Annotated in this window: 17 protein-coding genes; 7 read left to right on the top strand and 10 right to left on the bottom strand. The window is 69.7% G+C overall.

All coding sequences use genetic code 11. The features are described from left to right. Positions 1-118 precede the first annotated feature (118 nt). The 5 genes from H9X71_RS08285 to H9X71_RS08305 form a co-directional block, all read right to left on the bottom strand. Positions 119-616 carry a hypothetical protein gene (locus H9X71_RS08285; RefSeq protein ID WP_191146669.1) on the bottom strand — a complete coding sequence of 166 codons (498 nt, stop codon included), beginning with the start codon at positions 614-616 and terminating at the stop codon, positions 119-121. 613 nt (positions 617-1,229) lie between these two features. Then, entirely contained in the window at positions 1,230-1,979 is a 750-nt protein-coding gene (locus H9X71_RS08290; protein WP_191146670.1) for an MBL fold metallo-hydrolase, read from the bottom strand. Positions 1,980-2,630: 651 nt separating this feature from the next. Next, positions 2,631-3,728 carry a sensor histidine kinase gene (locus H9X71_RS08295; RefSeq protein WP_191146671.1) on the bottom strand — a complete coding sequence of 366 codons (1,098 nt, stop codon included), beginning with the start codon at positions 3,726-3,728 and terminating at the stop codon, positions 2,631-2,633. A gap of 11 nt (positions 3,729-3,739) precedes the next feature. Further along, entirely contained in the window at positions 3,740-4,393 is a 654-nt protein-coding gene (locus H9X71_RS08300) for a response regulator (protein WP_191146672.1), read from the bottom strand. Between the two features lie 402 nt (positions 4,394-4,795). After that, entirely contained in the window at positions 4,796-5,314 is a 519-nt protein-coding gene (locus H9X71_RS08305; protein ID WP_244961521.1) for a hypothetical protein, read from the bottom strand. Between the two features lie 1,154 nt (positions 5,315-6,468). Between H9X71_RS08305 and H9X71_RS08310 the strand changes: the two genes are divergently transcribed. The 6 genes from H9X71_RS08310 (at position 6,469) to H9X71_RS14840 (ending at position 11,756) form a co-directional block, all read left to right on the top strand. After that, positions 6,469-7,296: an ABC transporter substrate-binding protein gene (locus tag H9X71_RS08310; RefSeq protein WP_244961523.1), complete on the top strand. Its 828-nt coding sequence runs from the start codon at positions 6,469-6,471 to the stop codon at positions 7,294-7,296. A gap of 16 nt (positions 7,297-7,312) precedes the next feature. Then, positions 7,313-8,377, top strand: a complete 1,065-nt coding sequence (locus tag H9X71_RS08315; RefSeq protein ID WP_191146675.1) for a FecCD family ABC transporter permease — start codon at positions 7,313-7,315, stop codon at positions 8,375-8,377. After that, positions 8,374-9,420 carry a FecCD family ABC transporter permease gene (locus H9X71_RS14830; protein WP_213003938.1) on the top strand — a complete coding sequence of 349 codons (1,047 nt, stop codon included), beginning with the start codon at positions 8,374-8,376 and terminating at the stop codon, positions 9,418-9,420. Before H9X71_RS08315 ends, H9X71_RS14830 begins: the two co-directional genes overlap by 4 nt. Continuing rightward, positions 9,417-10,217, top strand: a complete 801-nt coding sequence (locus H9X71_RS14835; protein WP_213003939.1) for an ABC transporter ATP-binding protein — start codon at positions 9,417-9,419, stop codon at positions 10,215-10,217. The genes H9X71_RS14830 and H9X71_RS14835 overlap by 4 nt, the downstream gene beginning before the upstream one ends. Positions 10,218-10,945: 728 nt before the next feature. Beyond that, positions 10,946-11,413 carry a hypothetical protein gene (locus H9X71_RS15105; RefSeq protein ID WP_244961525.1) on the top strand — a complete coding sequence of 156 codons (468 nt, stop codon included), beginning with the start codon at positions 10,946-10,948 and terminating at the stop codon, positions 11,411-11,413. Beyond that, positions 11,400-11,756 carry a hypothetical protein gene (locus H9X71_RS14840; RefSeq protein WP_213003940.1) on the top strand — a complete coding sequence of 119 codons (357 nt, stop codon included), beginning with the start codon at positions 11,400-11,402 and terminating at the stop codon, positions 11,754-11,756. Before H9X71_RS15105 ends, H9X71_RS14840 begins: the two co-directional genes overlap by 14 nt. Before the next feature lie 494 nt (positions 11,757-12,250). Here the strand turns inward: H9X71_RS14840 and H9X71_RS08335 are convergent, their stop codons facing one another. Further along, a complete protein-coding gene (locus tag H9X71_RS08335; protein WP_191146678.1) occupies positions 12,251-13,090 on the bottom strand; it encodes an SDR family oxidoreductase in 840 nt (279 codons plus the stop codon). 45 nt (positions 13,091-13,135) lie between these two features. Here H9X71_RS08335 and H9X71_RS08340 point away from each other — a divergent pair, with 45 nt between their 5' ends. Beyond that, positions 13,136-13,582: a winged helix-turn-helix transcriptional regulator gene (locus H9X71_RS08340; protein ID WP_244961526.1), complete on the top strand. Its 447-nt coding sequence runs from the start codon at positions 13,136-13,138 to the stop codon at positions 13,580-13,582. A 565-nt stretch (positions 13,583-14,147) separates the two neighbouring features. On the opposite strand, the gene H9X71_RS08345 is transcribed toward H9X71_RS08340, so the two are convergent. The 4 genes from H9X71_RS08345 to H9X71_RS08360 are packed head-to-tail and all read right to left on the bottom strand — an operon-like array spanning position 14,148 to position 17,410. After that, positions 14,148-14,954, bottom strand: a complete 807-nt coding sequence (locus H9X71_RS08345) for a DsbA family protein (RefSeq protein WP_191146679.1) — start codon at positions 14,952-14,954, stop codon at positions 14,148-14,150. 25 nt (positions 14,955-14,979) lie between these two features. Then, complete coding sequence (locus tag H9X71_RS08350) at positions 14,980-15,624, bottom strand: vitamin K epoxide reductase family protein (RefSeq protein ID WP_191146680.1); 645 nt, start codon at positions 15,622-15,624, stop codon at positions 14,980-14,982. After that, positions 15,621-16,859, bottom strand: a complete 1,239-nt coding sequence (locus H9X71_RS08355; protein WP_191146681.1) for a Dyp-type peroxidase — start codon at positions 16,857-16,859, stop codon at positions 15,621-15,623. The genes H9X71_RS08350 and H9X71_RS08355 overlap by 4 nt, the downstream gene beginning before the upstream one ends. Further along, positions 16,856-17,410, bottom strand: coding sequence for a copper chaperone PCu(A)C (locus tag H9X71_RS08360; RefSeq protein ID WP_191146682.1), 555 nt, complete (start codon positions 17,408-17,410; stop codon positions 16,856-16,858). Before H9X71_RS08360 ends, H9X71_RS08355 begins: the two co-directional genes overlap by 4 nt. Between the last annotated feature and the right edge of the window lie 8 nt (positions 17,411-17,418).

Consider the following 17,418-nt stretch of genomic DNA (forward strand, 5'->3'; position numbering starts at 1 on the left):
CAATAGGGCTGCCTGCCGCAGATCGGCATGATCGACGTCCGTCTTGGCCCCGGGCCAGTGCGGCACCCGAGGGGGAGCGGGCGCCGACAGAGGGATCGGCACGGGCCGCATGTCGCGCCTAGGCAGAGATGATGGGGGCGTCCTTCGACTCGACGTCGTTGTGCTCGGCGCCGCGTTTGATCGAGGTGTCCGTGGGATCGCCGGCGTCGGGTGTCTGGGTGAGCAGCGACCAGGTCCAGACGCCCACCCCGAACATGCCCTTGTAGACGGTGGTGACCTCTGCAGGTCCGCGCTCTCTTAACAACGGGTTCCTTGTCGCCGTGCACGTGATGATGACGGTCTGGCCGAGGACGCCGGAGCCGCGGATCGGGGTGCACGCATTCGCGCCGATGCAGATCGAGGGAGGGGCGATCGCCAGGGCCCTGTCCTCGGAGGGGCTGGTGAGGTGCGTCGGCGTGGGCAACGCGGTCCAACTGGAATGGGCGGCCGGGGCGGCATAGGCGCGTATGCGTTCGTCGGCCTGAGTGGCCGCCGGCGCGATGAAGCCGATCGACAGGCATCCGGTGATGGCGATGGCCGCCGCCGCCGCTGCGAGCCCGCTGGTGGCGATTCTCATGTTGTCTCCGAGCTTCATCGGGTGAGTGACGTGCCTCCCTCAGGAGGAGCTCCGCAACGTCAGCTTCAGAGCGGCGGGGCTTGACCAGTATCGGAAGACGGTCCCTCGTCGCGCGTCCTTCCCGAGAAGCGTTCTCTGCAACCGATCGGCGTGACCGTCCAGCCGATCGGCCGTGGGTGGTACGGCCCGCGACGACCTAGTCGACGGATGCGGGAGTACACGAATCGTTCCTGGCGGACCTGCTCGCCCATCCCCCCACAATTGGCTCCCGGCTCGTGGCGAGGGTGATCACCAGCAAGCGCAAGCCCCTCGCTACGCGCGCCGGCCACCCCTATTCGGCGGGCTCCTGAGCATCGGGCTTTCGTGCCCTTCGCCGACGTGGTATCGCCGCGCTAGCCCTGGCCTGGCCTGGCCCGGTGGCGAAGCTCGACGGTGCTCCTCGTACCCGCCGCGTACAACGTTCCCGCTCGAGATCCTGTCCGTGGTGTGCCGAGGGCATCCCCTGCCGACATCATGCGCGAATGCCCTCTGCTGCGCGGCAGGCACGCCCCTGGCCGCGAACACGCCACCCTCGGATCAGGGACGATCGACCATCGTGCGTCCACATCTTGGATCAGCTGTACCGGGACGTCGCCATGGGCCCGTGGCCCGGGACGTAGCGGACCGGGCGCGGCCACGCCACCAGTCGTTCGAAAGATAATCGAGTGGCATCCGCATCCGCATTGAACATGTCGTGGAGCACCTGCGGGCCGGCCTCCCTCGACGTGGCGTGACCGGTGATGAGCGCATCACCCGTGACCAGAACCGCAGCGCGCTCGAGTGAGAAAGAGGTGTGCCCAGTGGTGTGTCCAGCGGTCCCGAGCGATGTCGGCCGGCCGGGGACGTCGAGCACTGCATCGAGACGGAACTCCCCGACATTCGGGAACCCGACCTCCTCGAGGCCGCCGTGCCGCACTGCGGCGAGCAACCACCCGAGCACACGTGGGTCGTATGCATGACGCAGTGCCTGGCCCAGAGTCACCTGCTGGACGTAGTCGCGCCGGACGTGGCCCACCTCGAGGGGCGAGCAGAGGACGCGAGGCGGCTGCGGCATCGCGGCGAGGACGCGCCCGAGGCCGCCGATGTGATCCGTGTGACCGTGCGTGAGCAGGATGGCCTCGAGGTCGCGTGCCCCTGTGCGCCTGCTCACGTCCGCGAGGCTGGCGAGGACAGCGTCGGCGTCCCCCGGGTACCCGGTGTCCACGAGGGTCATGGCCGATCCCTCCGTGAGGATGGTCCAGTTGACGTGCGTCCCCTGGACGAGGAACACATCCGACTCGACCGGGACGATGGTGTAGGCGTCTGCGATGCGGGTCCCGTGCATGGACTGTTCTCCATCTGTTCGTCGAGGTGGCCACGGTGATGTGCAGGCGCGCGGGAGGTGAGTTGGCGCCGATGCGAGCGACGGCGCCGCACCTGCACGGTAGGGGATGTCGATGTCCACGCGTTCGCTGGACTGACAGCCCTGCTGATTGCTCGCCTCCGGATTCGGACCCGCTCAGGCCCGCACAGCTGCATCCACTCACGATGGGCCCAGGGTCTCCTTGATCGGGAGGAGATGCGGTTCCGCATGCCGCTTGGGTACCACCGAGTTGCCGAGGACTGCGAGAAGCGCTCCGTCGTCCGTCGGGCACCTAGGTCTTCCCCGCGACCATCAGCCGCGACTCCGTCTTGCCGGTCACGACCGTGCTGGACCGACGCCCACACGGGATTGGGCCACGTGCATTCCAGATTGCCGTCCCGACGTCCGCCGAATGTCGCGAGTCCGTGATATTCGCCGCGATGCGTGGAGATCCGCCGTCCACGCCGCCGCCGCCGAGGGGCTGACGGCCATCCGATCAGGGTCGGCAGCGGAGAGGAAGGCGGGTCGGCGATGTGATCCGGCGACAGGCCCTCGAACTCGAGATAGCAGGAGGCGGGCACGGACTCGTGCTCGTCCCGGTGTGCGGCTTCGTCGGGACTTGAGTGGTCCGGATCAGACCGGGAGACGGAGCCGCAGGTCGTGAGAGCCGTCCGGGCGAGTGCCGCTCGTGAGCGTGCCGCCGAGGAGCTGCGCCCGCTCTCGCATGCCGGTGAGACCGTAGCCGCCGCTCGGGAGATCGAGGAGCGGCTCTGTGGCCACGCCGGCGTGGACGTCGACGACGACCACATCCGCCTCGAGCCACCCGGTCACTGTCACCGCGCCACCGGTCGAGTGCTTGCGCGCGTTGGTGAGGCCCTCTTGCACGGTCCGGTATATGGCGCGCTGTACCGCTGGGCTGAGGCTGGCTGGTAGATCCAAGGAGCACGTGACGTCGATGCCGCTCGACGCGATGAGCGCCGGGAGGTCGTCAAGAGTCGGCTGCGGCGCGATTGGACGATCGGTACCTCCCGCGTTGCGAAGCACGCCGACCATCGACCGGAGCTCGTCCAGAGTGACCGTGCTCAGCCCTCGGATCACGCGCGCGACGTCCTTCGCCTTCGGATCCTCGGATGCCACCTGCAGCGCGCCCGCTTGCACGGCGATGAGGCTCACCTGATGCGACACCACGTCGTGCATCTCCCGTGCCAGCACGGCCCGCTCCCGCGCCAGCGCCATCTCCGCTGCCTGGCTCTGCCCGAGGGCCTGCGCCTCCTGGAGCGCGTCGAACTGCCTTACAACGATTCGCCGCTCGCGCAAGATGTCGCCGAGCATCGTCGGTACGACGGTGAACGGGGAGGCGTACAGCACCAGTTCGAGGATGGCCTCGGGAGCCACGGAGCCGCCGACGGTGCCGAACGCCACGCCCACGGCGAGGCTGGCGGCGTAGGCGTGCCATCGCTTTCGCCTAACCAAGCCGATCTGGAGCTGCGCCACCATGACGGGCACCAACGCTATTCCGGTCATGAATGCCGGGACGGCCAGGACGAGGCACACCCACGGCAGCCGCCGACGCAGGAACAAGCCGAGGAACGCTGCCGCCGCGGCGACCACGGCCGGTGTGTCCGGGCCAAGAAGCAGGAAGGGCGTGGAGAAGGCGGTCGCGGCAGCGACGATCACGACGTCGACGAGGATCGGGTGTTTTCGGATGATGTGCGCGAGCGCCGCGCGCATCCGAAGGAGTGTCACGGGCGCGGCACGAGCCCCGCGCGAGCGGCGACGATGGCTGCCTCCACACGGGAACCTACGCCGAGAGTCGAGATGACGGAGCTGACGGTCTCCTTCACGGTTCCCAGCCTCATCCCGCATTCCGTGCCGATGTCTGCGTTGGAGAGGCCGCGGGCGAGGGCGCGCAGCACGGCGATCTCGCGTTCTGTGAGATGCGAGAGCAGATCGGCCTGAGCCAACTCGTCGGGGGAACGGAACAGCCGTTCGGGAGGCAGCCCTGCCGCGAGGACTGTGCCGCCGGCAGCGAGCGTCAGCACATGCCGCACGAGCTGCTCCGGGTCGGTGTCCTTCAACAGGAAGCCGGACGCGCCCCGGTGCAGTGCCTCGAGGACGTGTTCGTCCAAGCCGAATGTCGTGAGCATGGCGATCACGGGTGGAGCGGGCTCGGCCATCAGGCCCCGCAGGATCGTCAACCCGTCGGGTTCGGGCATCCGGATGTCGACGAGCACCACATCGGGCACATGCTGGCGGACGGTGTCGACCGCGGTCTTGCTCGAGGTGGCCGCCAACACGGTGATGCGCGGCGATGAGTCGAGCACGAGTGAGATGCCCGAGCGCACGAGCGCCTCGTCGTCGACGACGACGACGCTGATGACGGGATCGGCGTCCATGGGCCTGCCTCTCTAATGCGGCGTGCGGTTTGCTGTGTACGGTGTACGCGCCGGGAGCGGGCGCTGGCGCTGAGGCTAGTGGGTGCGGGTCTCCCAACACGGTGGCGTATCCCCATAGTGAGGACACAGCGACGGAACGACAGTGCCCCGCCTCGTGCCTCCCCCAGCGATCGGCGGCGCCGGCTCGCTCATGGGCTGAGCTATGGGGCGTTCAGCCGGGACGGCCCACCGATCGGCATCCCGGTAGGTCGCGTCGGGCTTTCTGTCCCCAGGAAGCGCAGGCAGGTAGACGGTGGATGCGGCCAGCGCTACGGCCATGTGGATCACATACGACATCTTCATCCTCGAGGACCCGAGAGGCACGGCGTCTGTGCGGGCCGAGGGCCCCACCGCCAGCCGGGTTCAGAAGAGCAGGCCGGCCTTGACCAGCGCGACGCCGATCCCCACGAGAGCGAGCACGACACCTGCTACGAAGGTCCGCAGGGATGGACGCTCCCCGCGGAGCCGCGAGACCACGGGGCCGAGGAGGGCGAGGCGGATCACGAGGTATGCGATGGCGATGATCTCGGCAACCAAACCGGGCATGTCGGTCAGCCATGCGTAAGCGAGGATGGCGGCGGGGAGGAGGCTTGAGGTCAGCACAGGCACCGAGTCGCGAAGCTCGGCTCGGATGGTCGCCGCGGTCAGCCGATGGTCACCCCTCGCTCGACGGCCGACGGATTCGGCGAACGTGTGCGCGAGGAAGGTAGAGAACGCGGTCGCGAGCACGTATGCCAGCCCCTGACCGCTCTCGGCGGCGTCGATGGTCATGGGGGCGATCGTGGCGAGGGTGACTATGTTGCCGTACACGTAAGCCGTGGTGCGGCTGGCCGCGTCCTCGCGAGTCAAGCGCTTTTGTCTGGCGGATGTCGACTCGGGCATGGCGCTCACCCTAGGCGAACGGGGACCGACGACGTCGCGGCTGTCGTCATCTCACGGCCCGTCTGTGAGCGCGGCCCTCGTGAGCGATGCATGCATGTGGACCGCCGGTACGTCGAGAAGACTACGAAGGGCCTCACCGGGCACGGGTGCAGGGCGTCTCTGGCCGCGACTCGTGTCACGTCTGCCTGTCAGCGTGCCACCTCGCCCCATAAACGAGGCTGTTCGTGCCAAGTAGCCGAACTGGGGCAGCAAAGGGTTGAGAATTGCGCCACGGAGGCCGCAGGATCGGTGCTCGCTCATCCGCCGGCGATCCCGCTCTACAGCGTGGCACCGGCCGCAGGCACCAAGTCGACGAGCACCTGGCTGCTCACGGATGACACGCAGATCGTGGTGCCAGCTCCCCCCTCGAGTCGACCCTCTCCCCAGAACCGCCCATGTCAGGCAGGAGAGGCATTGAAGCGTCGGCGGGGAGGGGCGCTCCGCCAGCCGTCCGGACAGCGAAGGCGCCTGCCGAATGCCGAAGCTCTGTCCGTGCCTGACGCTGTGATGCGCATAGCCAAACTACGGCCACCAGTGCCCAGCAACGACGAGTGACGGGCCCAGCCATCGCTCGTGACGGTCGGCTTGCCCGACAGGTAGCGATCTGTAGAAGGCCGCCTCCAAACGTGCATCGCCACGGACTGCGCACTCTCGCTCTCTCCGCCGCTAGGGAGCACGAACACGACCCCGCCGGTCGCGTCGCTTTTGCGGCGACCACCGGCTACGGCGCGCTCCCGGTAGGCCGACCAAAACCATCACAACGGTGATGCTGGGACGCTCACACTCTTACCCGTCTTCGGGCACGCGCTCCTGCTTCTACGGGATCGGGATCGGGACCGGGACCGGGACCGGTGCCTGGTGGGGCTGGTAAACGAATTCGCGATCGACCCCAAAACCCGCCTCGATGGAGCTCCTCGGGCTCGAACTTAACAGGATCCTCCGCTGTATCACGCGGCGTAGACGGTTAGGTTCGGCTAACCTCCATGACGACGTTTCTCAGCCGCCCTCTTGTGCACTTTGCCGCCGTGGTCGTGGTTGTGGCTTTCGCTGGTTGCAGCACGTTCGATTCGCGGGAGGGCGAGTCGGGTGGTCGCACCGTCGCTACTGTGCTCGGCGTGGTGACGGTGCCTCGGGAGATCGAGTCGGTGGTCGTGATCGAGGGGCGCCGCGACCTGGACATCGTCCTGTCGCTCGGCCTGCCGCTCGTGGGGCACCCGTACGACGAGGAGGGCTCGCTGGATCTGCCGTCGCCGCTGGAGGAGCCCCTCGCGGCGGCGAGCGACGCGGGCGCCGAGGGCCTGTTCCTCGCCGACGAGATCGACGTCGAGGCGATCGCCGTCGCGGCGCCCAGCGTGATCATCAGCCGCGCGGAGGACGTGGAGCCCCTGCTCGACGAGCTGAGCGCCATCGCCCCGGTCGTCGCGATCGGCGACCAGGACACGAGCACGTGGCAGGAGGACCTGGCGCTGGTCGCCGAGGCCACGGGGACGCAGGCCCGTGCCGCGGAGCTCGTGGCCGCATACGACGCCCGCGTGGCGGACATCGCGACCCGGTACGCCACGCAGCTCGCGGAGACGACCATCGCCCCCGTCGGCATCGACTCGGAGGGCTCGCAGGTGCGGCCATCGCGGCTGCTCTCCACCGCGCTGCGCGACGTGGGCGCGACCCCGTCGGCCGCCTTCCAGCAGGCCATCGACACGGGCGAGGGCGTCGAGTACGGGCCGGAGCAGCTGGTCGCCGGGTTCGGGGACGCGGAGGCGGTCATCGCGCTCGTGAACGAGCCCGATGTGTGGGCCTCCACGCAGACGTCGCCGCTCTGGCTCCAGCTGCCCGCCGTCGCGGAGGGGAACGTCGTCCGCTCCGACAAGCGGACGCACGAGGGCGCCGCGCTCACGGCGATGTGGTCGTTGGACGTCATCGAGGACCTGCTCCAGACGCTCTGATCCCGCTCCCCTCGACATGACGCCCTCTACGCCCGCGCTGGTGGCGCGCGCCCGCACGGGCGGCGACGTCCGTCGCCGGCTCCTCGTCGTCCTCGGCGCGTGCCTCGCGGTGGCCGCGGTGACGGCGCTCGGGCTGCTGCTCGGATCCCGGTCCCTGGATCCCGTGACCGTCCTCCGGGCCCTCGCGGCCGGCACCGACCGCGACGGGTCGGAGGCCGCGGCGATCGTCGTCGGCCAGCGGCTGCCCCGCACGCTCGTGGGCCTCGCGGGAGGCGCCGCCCTCGCGGTGGCGGGTGCCGTGATCCAGGGCCACACCCGCAACCCGCTCGCCGACCCGGGGCTCCTCGGCGTCACGAGCGGGGCGTCCCTGGCGGTGGTCGCGGCCATCTCGTTGCTCGGGATCACGGCTCCCGCCGGCTACGTCTGGTTCGCGTTCGGCGGCGCCGCGGCCGGGACCGCGGTCGTCGTAGCGGTGGGCATGGCGGCCGGGCGGCGGAGCGACGCGGGTCCGGCGTCGCTCGTCCTCGCGGGCGCCGCCGTGTCGGCGTTCCTCGGCGCGGCCACCGGCCTGCTGCTGCTCGTCGACGTCGCCGCCCTCGACGCGTACCGCTTCTGGTCGGTGGGGTCCCTGGCGGGCGGACGGGGGCTCGAGACGCTGGCCAGCGTGGCGCCCGCCCGGGTCCTCGGGGGCGCGCTCGCCCTCGTACACGCGCGCGCCCTCGACGCCCTCGCCCTCGGCGACGACTCCGCGCGAGCCCTCGGACGGCGGCTCCTCCCCACCCGGCTGCTCGGCCTCCTCATCGTGACCGCGCTGGTGGGCGGGGCGACGGCGATCCTCGGCTCCCTCGGCTTCGTCGGGCTTCTGGTGCCGCACATGGCGCGATGGATCGTGGGCCACGGGCACCGTGCGCTGATCCCGCTGTGCGCCGCGCTCGGCGCCTCGCTCACCGTCGCCGCGGACATCGTGGGGCGACTCGTCGTGCTCCCTGCGGAGCTGCCGGTCGGCGTCGTGCTGGGCGTGCTCGGCGCACCCGCGTTCATCGTGCTGGGGCTCCGGGCGCGGGGAGCGGGTGCCGCGTGAACCCGGTCGCCGTACGGCAGCGCCCCGGCCGGGCGCGAGCGCGTCTCGCCCTCCTCGGGGCGACGGCGGGCGTCCTCGCGGCCGGGCTCGCGGGCCTCGGCGTCGGCGAGGTCGCGTTCACCCCGTGGCGCGTGGCGGCCGTCCTCCTGGGCGACGGGAGCCCGCTGGAGGCCCTGATGGTGCAGGACCTGCGCCTGCCGCGCATCGTGCTCGGAGCCGTGGCCGGCGCGTCCCTCGGCATCGCGGGCGCCGTCACTCAGACGACCGCACGCAACGCGCTCGCCAGTCCCGACCTCCTCGGGGTGACGGCGGGCGCGGGGGCAGGAGCTGTCGCCGCCATCGTCCTCGGAGGCGGAGGAGCCGCAGGGCCTGGGGTGCTGGGGACGCTGGCGCTCCCGGGGGCCGCGCTCGTCGGCGGGCTCGTCGCGGCCGCGCTCGTCGGCGTCCTCCTGCGGGTGGGAGGAGGCCGGGGGCTGCGTCCCGTGCTGCTGGGAGTCGCCGTGTCGACCTTCTTCTCCAGCCTCACCAGCTGGATGCTCATCGAGGCGTCCATCGACGACGTCGAGCGGGCGACCGCATGGCTCACCGGATCCCTCGGCGGCGGGCGCAGCTGGCCCGAGGTCCTGACGGTGGCGGGTGCCCTCCTCGTCGCCACCGCACTCATGATCCCCGCGCGGCGCGGGCTGGACGGCCTGCAGCTGGGTCTCGACGTCGCCCGGTCCATCGGCGTGCGCGTGCCCCGCACGGTCGCCGTGCTGCTGGGGTCGGCCGTCCTGGTGACGGCCGTCACCGTGTCGGCCGTGGGGCCCATCGGCTTCATCGCGCTCGTGGCCCCTCACCTCGCGCACCTGGTGAGCGGGACGTCCCGCCCGCCCCTCGTGGCGTCCGGCCTCGTCGGAGCCGGCCTCCTGTTGGCGGGCGATCTCGTCGCGCGCACCGTGATCCCCGCCTTCACCGTCCCGACCGGGGCCGTCACCGCCCTCGTCGGCGCGCCCTTCCTCGTCTACCTCCTCGTCCGCCGGGCGCCGGGGGGAAGCAGGTGAGCGCCGGGTTCGAGGTCGAGGACGTGGCGGTGCGCTTCGGCGACCACGCGGCCGTCGACGGGGTGAGCCTGCGGATCCGTCCCGGGCGGATCACCGCGGTCATCGGCCCCAACGGGTGCGGCAAGTCGACCCTCCTCCGTGCCGTCGCGCGTCTGCACGTGCCCGATGCAGGCCGCGTCACGCTGGACGGCGCGGACGTGCACCGGATCCCGCCGGGGGAGTACGCGCGTCGGGTCGCCGTGCTGCCCCAGGCACCGATTGCCCCGGCCTCACTCACGGTCGCCGATCTCGTCGCGAGGGGCCGGGACCCCCATCGTCGCTGGTGCGACCGCTGGTCGGCGGCGGACGAGACCGCGGTCCACGAGGCGCTCGCCCAGACGGGCCTCGTCGAGCTCGCGGATCGGGCGCTCGAGTCGCTCTCGGGCGGTCAGCGCCAGCGCGCGTGGATCGCGCTGGCGCTCGCGCAGCGCACCGGGGTGCTGCTGCTGGACGAGCCGACCACCTACCTCGACATCGCGCATCAGCTGGAGGTACTCGACACGGTGCGGCTCCTGCATCAGGAGCGCGAGGTGACGGTCGTGATGGTGCTGCACGACCTCAGCCTCGCGGCGCGCTACGCGGACGACCTCGTCGCGATGCGCGACGGACGGGTGATAGCGACGGGCCCGCCCGCGGAGGTCATCACCCCCGAGGTCCTCCGCGAGGTGTTCGGGGTGGAGTGCCGCGTGCTCGTCGACGAGGACGACGGGCACCCCATTGTCGTCCCCCGATCCGTCGTGTCCTCATCGCCGGCCTAACCTCTTGATGAGGATCGCCGAACAGGCAGCCCTTATTCACGGCGCCGCATCGTGTCCGGGTAGCCATCCCTCACCGGACGCTCGCGAGCTCCCGCCAGAGCATGACGCCTCGCGCGCCCGGCGCTGCACTGATCGAGCAGATATGCCGTCTCCTCAGACGTTTCGGTCTCGGCCGGACATGAACAAGATGAGACCGCGACCGGAAGACCACGTGATCTGTCTCGAAAGTGCCGTTGGTAGCTCAGCCCCAGTTTGTCTGCCCCAGCCACTTTTCGCCGTTCAATATGGTAGCGACGTCGGGCCGGGTAAGGCCTGCAAGATCGATGGCATCTTGATTGAGGGGATTGGATGCACAGAGCCCTGTAATAGTTTGCATGTTCGCTCGGATGGTTTCGTACTGGCCTTGCCATTCAGGTGCAGGAGTTGTGTTTTCCATTTGGGCTGCAACATATGCCGTGTATTGGCAGTCGTCCGAGGTTGGGGACGATGAAGCCGATCCTGCTAATGCGCCGATGGCAAGGCCCAGCTGAGTAACCGCGCCAGAATGATCAGCGGATGCCGAGGGGCGCGAAGTCGACGGCGATTGCGTGGGAAGATTGACGGTGATACATCCAGCGAGGGACAGCGCCAGTAGGGGGACGAGCACCGTCACTCCTATAACCCGATGCTTCACGCGTATGATCATAGTGATTGCTAGTTCGCCGTAGGAGCTCGCCACGGGTCAGAGCGTGCACCGCCGCCAGGGCCAGCTCGACGCGCACGCCGTGACCGTGCCGGAACCGCCGCAGGAGTTCCGGTTCCCGGATCTCCCAACGCGCACCGGGGCGGCGCTGCTCACGGCGGACGGCGTGAGCGTCGACGGTCGGCTGCCGGAGGCGACCTCACTGGGTCTGTCGCATCGGGGACGGCTCTTGGTGACGGGCCGAACGCGATGTGCGAGACGGCCCAGCAGTGGAAGGGCTTCGACCCCCGCGCGGGTAGCGGCCGAGACGACTGCACGCGAGTTCCAGCAGCGCTACGGCACTGACATTACCGATCCGAAGGCGAACCCGGACGACGTGCGCGCGGCCCTCGCCCGGGCCGAGGTGGAGCATGCCGGGGCCGCCCTGGCGTCGCAGAATGCGCAGGCCGAGAGCGGTGGTCGCGGTGGGGAAGCCGTCGAGTTCACGCTCGCCGAGCAAGTTGTGGGAGGCTGAACGGCTCGACACCCGTGCCTCAGACGAGCGGGTCGGCACCTCCGCCAGCACCGACGACAACACCGACGGCAACCTGGACCAGGCCCGCATCGACCAAGCCGATGCGCTCGAGCTCCAGGCCCGCGAGTACGACCAGGAGGCTGTCCCCCTCGGCACTCCCACGCAGAACCCGGGAGAGCTTCGTGAACTCGCCGGCGACGCCCGCGCACAGGTCCAGCTCCACCGCACCGACGCAGAGACCAGCCATGACACGAACACCGCGCAGCAGCCCGCGCAAGCCAACTCCGAGATGAATGCGGCCAGTGACCAGGGCCCGCGCCAACGCGGAACGCACGGCCGGTGAGGTGAAGTACGACAGCACAGAGCGTCGGGCGGGCATGGCTGCGCAGATGAGCGAGCAGGGCATCCCGCAGGAGACCATCAACCTCCGCGTGCGGCACGAGATCGCCCAGGGCCGACCCGCCTCTGAGGCGCCTGCCCAGGGGCATCGCGTGGATGTCCCGCAGACCAGGCGTGGACGCGGGGCGAACCGCTCGACTGAGCGCACGCAGCAGAGCCGCTAGCGGAGGCACGAGGAGGGGGGAGCACAAACGTGCTCCCCCCTCACGTTTATTGCTCGCGAGCTCCCGATAAGTCGGCAGCAACATCGGGCGTTGGCAACTGATTAGAGGTCGGCGAGGTCATACCTTGCCATTCCCTGCCATCGCACTAATAGTGCTCGGCGCCGCGCCGCGTCGGCTCTGGTTGCGCCGCTGACGGTTGCTGGTGCGTGAAAGGAGCGGCTAGATGGCGATCGCTTCTCGCTGCCACTTCGTTTACGAGTGAGCGATCGAGGGTTTAGGAATCGAGATCCTGCAGCCATTCCTCGACCGACCGCGGCGAGAGATCCAGCAGGACTTGTGCACTGCGCGCCTCCTCGATCAGCTCGTCCGGCTGCGTGGCGCGCCAGCGATACGAGTCGATCACGGGGGTCATCCCCTGTTCGCCGAAGAGGGGGATCGTCATGGCACCGAACTCGTCTGGGGTTTGCGCGTGGAAGACCACGTCCTTACCGAAGTATCGGGTGAATCCGACAGCGAGGTCCTCGCCCAGCAGCCCAGGCAATGCGCCGACGGCGACGACGCCGGTTACGTCGATTCGCTCGAACAGGCGCACTGCGGCGTCGGCGACATCGAGGTGCGAGCTCCAGGACACGCGGAAGTCATCCCGGATCGGGTACGGGAGGACGGCCTGCTCGCGGACGGAAGCGATGACGGGCGAAAGGAGGAGATTCTCCAGGTAGAGGCGGGGCGCGAGTACCGCAGTCGAGACGCCCGTGGCGGCGAGCCCGCGCGCGAGAACCCCGTGCGGGCTGTCGTCTGTCTCCCCGAGCAGATAGCCACTGGTCGAGAAGACCACGCGTGCGGGGCGGGCGCGGTCGACAGCCGCGACGATCGTCTGAGCGTGCTCGAGCTGCTGCGTCGGAGAGCCCAGTGCCAGGTGGACGAAGACACCTTCGGCGCCCATGTATGCGGCGACAAGGCTGTCGACGTCGGCGGCGTCGACAGCGACCGCAGGTCCAGCGGTGTAGGCGCCGGGAGTGCGGATGGCCGCGGTGACGGTCTTGCCGGAGCGGAGGAGGGCGGCGGCAACGGGAGCGCCCTGCGCACCAGTTGCTCCGTGGATGATGTATGTCATGAGGCCATTACTGCATATACTGCATCAGTTACGTCAACTGCAGTAATGGAGATGAAGGTCGATTCCATGTCTTTTTCCGCAGATCAGTGGCCCGAGTGCGGGATCGCGCGCTTCCTGACTCTCTTGGACGGCCCCTGGGCAACGCTCGTCATCCGCGAGCTCCTCAGCGGCCCGATGCGGTTCGGCGACCTGATGAAGGCGCTACCGGGAGTGAGCGCACACACCCTGACCAACCGGCTGCGGCGCTTCGAGGCGTACGGGCTGGTCACCCGCACCGCCTACTCGGAGATCCCGCCAAGGGTCGAGTACGAGCTGACCCCGGTCGGCCACGGTTTGCGGAGCGTGCTCGACGCCATGAACGACTGGGCCGGAACCGTGCCTCGAATCGACGGCGAGCACGCAGTGCCCGTGCCGGCATCGTGTTCCGGCGTTAGTCCCTCCGCCGCCGATCGAGACAGCATTACCGCCGACCTGCTGCCAGCGCGGCGATGATGGATCCGGGACAAGGGCACAGTTCGCTCCCCAACGAAAATTCCGCTGGATCATCCCCTGTTGGACGGGGTCGTCCTTTTGAGTCCGGCTTGTAGTGCAGAGGGCTGCAGCCCTGAAGGAGATCAGTCGATCCGTGGATTTATGCGGGCAAGCGTCCCGATGGGGAAGCTAGATCGGTGGTTCATCGGAAAGCGGGTCGCATCCTTTTGCGATAGCTCGGCGCGGACCATCGATGAGCCGGGAGCCGCGCCTGGGGTTCGCCATCTCCGTCTCCGTAGACATCAGGACCTCGGCGTTCGTGGGGCTCGGGGCATGGGCGTCGTCATCGCCGGCCGTCGTCACGACCATGGTTCGCGCGGACGGGCCCGAGGAGCGCGTCCAGTGGCTTGATCAACTCGGGCATGCGAAGTGGAGCGCCGCCGAAGCGCTGGCGGTGAGGACCGTCGCGCAGTGGTCGGACGCTCTGAGGCTGTGAGGACTCACTCTGCTCGTCTGTCCGCCGGGCTCGCGCAGTGGCTGAGACGTTTCCCGATGAGCCTGTAGGTGCTCGAGCATGCGAGGCCGCTCATCCCGCGGTGATCCCCGTGGGCAGCGTCGCGCCGGCGGCGGTGAGTGCGTCGACGAGGTCCTGACCGCTGACGGTCGCCGTCTCCTGCCCGTCGATGCGGAGCGTCGGGGTGCCGGTGATGTCGGCGGCGGCCGCGGCCTGCGTGTTGGCGGTGATCCATCCGGCGAAGGCGCCCTCCGTCGTGCAGTTCAGGGCGTCGGCGTCCGTGACGCCCTGGGAGGTGAGCCAGGAGGAGAAGTCGGCGCCGGTCCACGAGTCGGTCTCGGCGGAGTGGTTCGCGAACAGGGCGGAGTGCACGCCCGGCCAGGCGGCCGGGTCGTGCTGGAGGACGCAGGCGGCGGTGCTGCCGGCGGCGCGCCCGTAGTTGGTCACGATCTGTATCGGGTGGTAGACGACGCGGACCTGCCCGGATTCGGCCAGCCGGTCCAGGAGCGGCCCGGTGGCGGCTTCGTACTCCTGGCAGTGGGGGCAGGAGTAGTCCTCGTAGATGTCCAGCATCACCGGGGCGTCCGCGGCGCCGACAGAAACGGCATCTGCTGCGGCGGTCACCCGCGCCTGGCCGCCGCTGGCCAGCTCGACGGTAGCGTCGGCGGTGGGCGGCATGCTGCCGGCGGCGGCCTGGTCGCGCAGCAGGCTCGCGCCGCCCCAAATGCCGGCTACGAGGATCACGACGGCGGCGGCGACGCCGAGCTGGGTGAACAGGCGTCGGCGCTTCCGCTTGGCCTCGTCGAGTCGACGTTGGGCGTTGGCCTTCTCTTGGATCTCGCGGGTGCGGTCGCGGTCGGCGGTGGTCTTCTTGCTCATGGTCGGGTGCTCCTGTCGGGGTCGGTCAGGGGAGGAGAGAGGGGATCAGGGCGGGGAACTGGGTGATGATCGCGATCGCGATGACCGCGTAGTTCAGCACCACCACCGCCCACGTGTACGGCGCGACCGCGGTCGCGATGCGGCGGACTGCGGCGGGCGCGGGGATGTGTCCGTGCTGCAGGGCGTGGACGAACGTGGTCCACCAGAGGGGGATCATCGCGGTCCACACGAGGAGGCAGTACGGGCAGAGGGCGCCGATGACGAAGACGGTCTGTGTGAACAGCCACGTGATGAACACCCACCCCGTGAACAGCCCCGCGGTGAAGACGGTCCAGAACCAACGCGCGTAGCGGGCGCCGGCGAGTAGTCCCATCCCGACGACGATCGGCGCGATGAACGCCGCCACGCCGATGAGCGGGTTCGGGAATCCGAGTAGCGAGGCTTGCGGGGACTGCATCACCGTGGCGCAGGACACCAGCGGGTTGATGTCGCAGGACAGGGCACGGTCGGGGTGCTCGAGCAGCGACATGCGCTCGAGCACCAGGACGAACGAGCCCAGCCAGCCGAGGACCCCGGTGAGCACGAGCAGCACGGCGAGCCCCACCGGCCGGCGGTTGCCGGCCGACACTGCCGCCACGCTGTTCGGGCTCTGCTCAGTGAGGGAGCTCATAGGAGGGTGTCGCCGATGTACCCGTCGGGTGCGCATCCGGGCGGGATGGCGAACACGGCGGAGCCGACGGGGGTGACCCACTGGTTGAGGAGGTCGAGCTCGTCGAGCCGCTTCTGCAGCGGCACGAACTGGGCGTCGACGTCGGCCTGGTAGGAGACGAACAGGAGCCCGGAGTTGGACACGCTCGCACCCGGCACCGCGGTGTCGTCGTAGTTGTACGCGCGGCGGAAGATCCGCTCGTCCGGGTTGTCGGAGCGGGCCCGTCGCATGTGGGAGAACTCCGGGATGACGGGGAACCCGATGGAGGTCGTGGCGGTGAAGTCCGCCTCGTCGGTCTCGTTGACCCCGGTGAGCGGGGCACCGTTGGCGAGGGTGCGGCCGACGGACTGCTCGCGGCCCGACCGGTCGAGCTCGTCCCATTTGTCGAGGTCCATCGCGATGCGCCGCAGCACGAACCCGGTGCCACCGGCCATCCACGCGGGCCCCGTCTCCCGCCACACGAGCTGCTCGAAGTCAGCGCTGCCGGGGGCGAGGTTCACGGTCCCGTCGACCTGCCCGAACAGGTTCCGCATGGTGGTGCCGGGCTTCTCGGAGCCGGTCGCGCGCCGGAACCCGGTCTGGGTCCAGCGGAGCGTCGCGAACGAGCGGGTGTCCTTCAGGAGCATCCGGCTCGCGTGGGCGACGGTGAGCGGATCGTCGGCCGCGATGTGCAGCAGCAGGTCCCCGTCCCCGTACGCCGGATCGAGCCGATCCACCGTGAACGCGGGCAGCGGGCGCAGCCACGATGGGACCGCCGCGTCCCCGGCGGCACGAGCGACAAGCCCCGGGCCGAAGCCGAAGGTGACGGTCAGGCGCGCGGGGACGACGGCGAGCTCCGGCTCGGAGTCCGCGAGAGCGGACGTTCCCTGGCTGAGCCTCGCGGCGTCATCGGTGAGGATCCGCATCAGCCGCCGCAAGGCCGCGCCGTCGGTCTCGTCGCGGAGATCCAGGGCGTGGTAGACCGCATGCGCCTGCGGGGCGGTCTCGACCCCGGCCTGGTGGGTGCCGTGGAAGGGCACGGTCTCCGACCCGGTCAGCGCTGCAGCCGGGGTGGTCGCGGGTGCGCCGGGGCCGCGGCCGAGGAGATCGATGCCGACCGCGCCGGCCGCGCCGAGGGTGCCGGCGGCACCTCCGAGGAGGAGGTGCCGCCGGCTGAACCGGCGACCGGTCGGGGGCTGCTCGTCACCGTGTGTCACTGGTCCATGTCCATGTCCATGTCGCCGCCCTCGTACGTCTCGTTCGCGCCGGAGTAGTCCTTGACGGGGGCACTGAAGTCGTACGTGGAGCCGTCGGAGAGGGTGAGGGTGACGTCGATCTCGTCGCCGGCGGCCAGGGGAGCGGTAAGTCCCATCAGCATGAGGTGGTTCGCCCCCGGGGCGAGCTCGAGGGAATCGCCGGCAGGGATGGTGAATCCGCCGTCGCGGGGCCGCATCACCATCTCGCCGGCGTCGTTCGCGACGGTCTCGTGCAGCTCCATCATCGGTGACGCGGGGGAGTCCGCGGAGACGATGGTGACGTCCTGGGCGGAGTCGTTCACAATCGTGCCGAAGGCGGCGGACATGCCGCTCTCAGCGGATTTGACCCACGCGTCGTCGACCTCGAGCTCCGGCGCAGCCGCCGCCGCGGTGGCGGACGGGGCCGCAGCGGGTGAGGCGCCGCTGCTCTGGGCAGGGCTACCGCAGCCGCTCAGGGCGAGGACGAGGATCGCGCTGGTCGCGAGCGTGGTGGTGAGGGTGGTGGTGCGCATGGTGTTCT

This window comes from Clavibacter zhangzhiyongii, from assembly GCF_014775655.1.
In the GTDB taxonomy this organism is placed as follows: Bacteria; Actinomycetota; Actinomycetes; order Actinomycetales; family Microbacteriaceae; genus Clavibacter; species Clavibacter zhangzhiyongii.

What these genes read in the sequence shown, in the direction of transcription:
- H9X71_RS08350 (WP_191146680.1), bottom strand. Translation starts at nt 15,624, where the DNA reads ATGAGCTCCCTCACTGAGCAGAGCCCGAACAGCGTGGCGGCAGTGTCG.
- H9X71_RS08290 (WP_191146670.1), bottom strand. Translation starts at nt 1,979, where the DNA reads ATGCACGGGACCCGCATCGCAGACGCCTACACCATCGTCCCGGTCGAG.
- H9X71_RS08360 (WP_191146682.1), bottom strand. Translation starts at nt 17,410, where the DNA reads ATGCGCACCACCACCCTCACCACCACGCTCGCGACCAGCGCGATCCTC.
- H9X71_RS08285 (WP_191146669.1), bottom strand. Translation starts at nt 616, where the DNA reads ATGAGAATCGCCACCAGCGGGCTCGCAGCGGCGGCGGCGGCCATCGCC.
- H9X71_RS08335 (WP_191146678.1), bottom strand. Translation starts at nt 13,090, where the DNA reads ATGACATACATCATCCACGGAGCAACTGGTGCGCAGGGCGCTCCCGTT.
- H9X71_RS08345 (WP_191146679.1), bottom strand. Translation starts at nt 14,954, where the DNA reads ATGAGCAAGAAGACCACCGCCGACCGCGACCGCACCCGCGAGATCCAA.
- H9X71_RS08295 (WP_191146671.1), bottom strand. Translation starts at nt 3,728, where the DNA reads ATGCGCGCGGCGCTCGCGCACATCATCCGAAAACACCCGATCCTCGTC.
- H9X71_RS08315 (WP_191146675.1), top strand. Translation starts at nt 7,313, where the DNA reads ATGACGCCCTCTACGCCCGCGCTGGTGGCGCGCGCCCGCACGGGCGGC.
- H9X71_RS08305 (WP_244961521.1), bottom strand. Translation starts at nt 5,314, where the DNA reads ATGCCCGAGTCGACATCCGCCAGACAAAAGCGCTTGACTCGCGAGGAC.
- H9X71_RS08340 (WP_244961526.1), top strand. Translation starts at nt 13,136, where the DNA reads ATGGAGATGAAGGTCGATTCCATGTCTTTTTCCGCAGATCAGTGGCCC.
- H9X71_RS08300 (WP_191146672.1), bottom strand. Translation starts at nt 4,393, where the DNA reads ATGGACGCCGATCCCGTCATCAGCGTCGTCGTCGTCGACGACGAGGCG.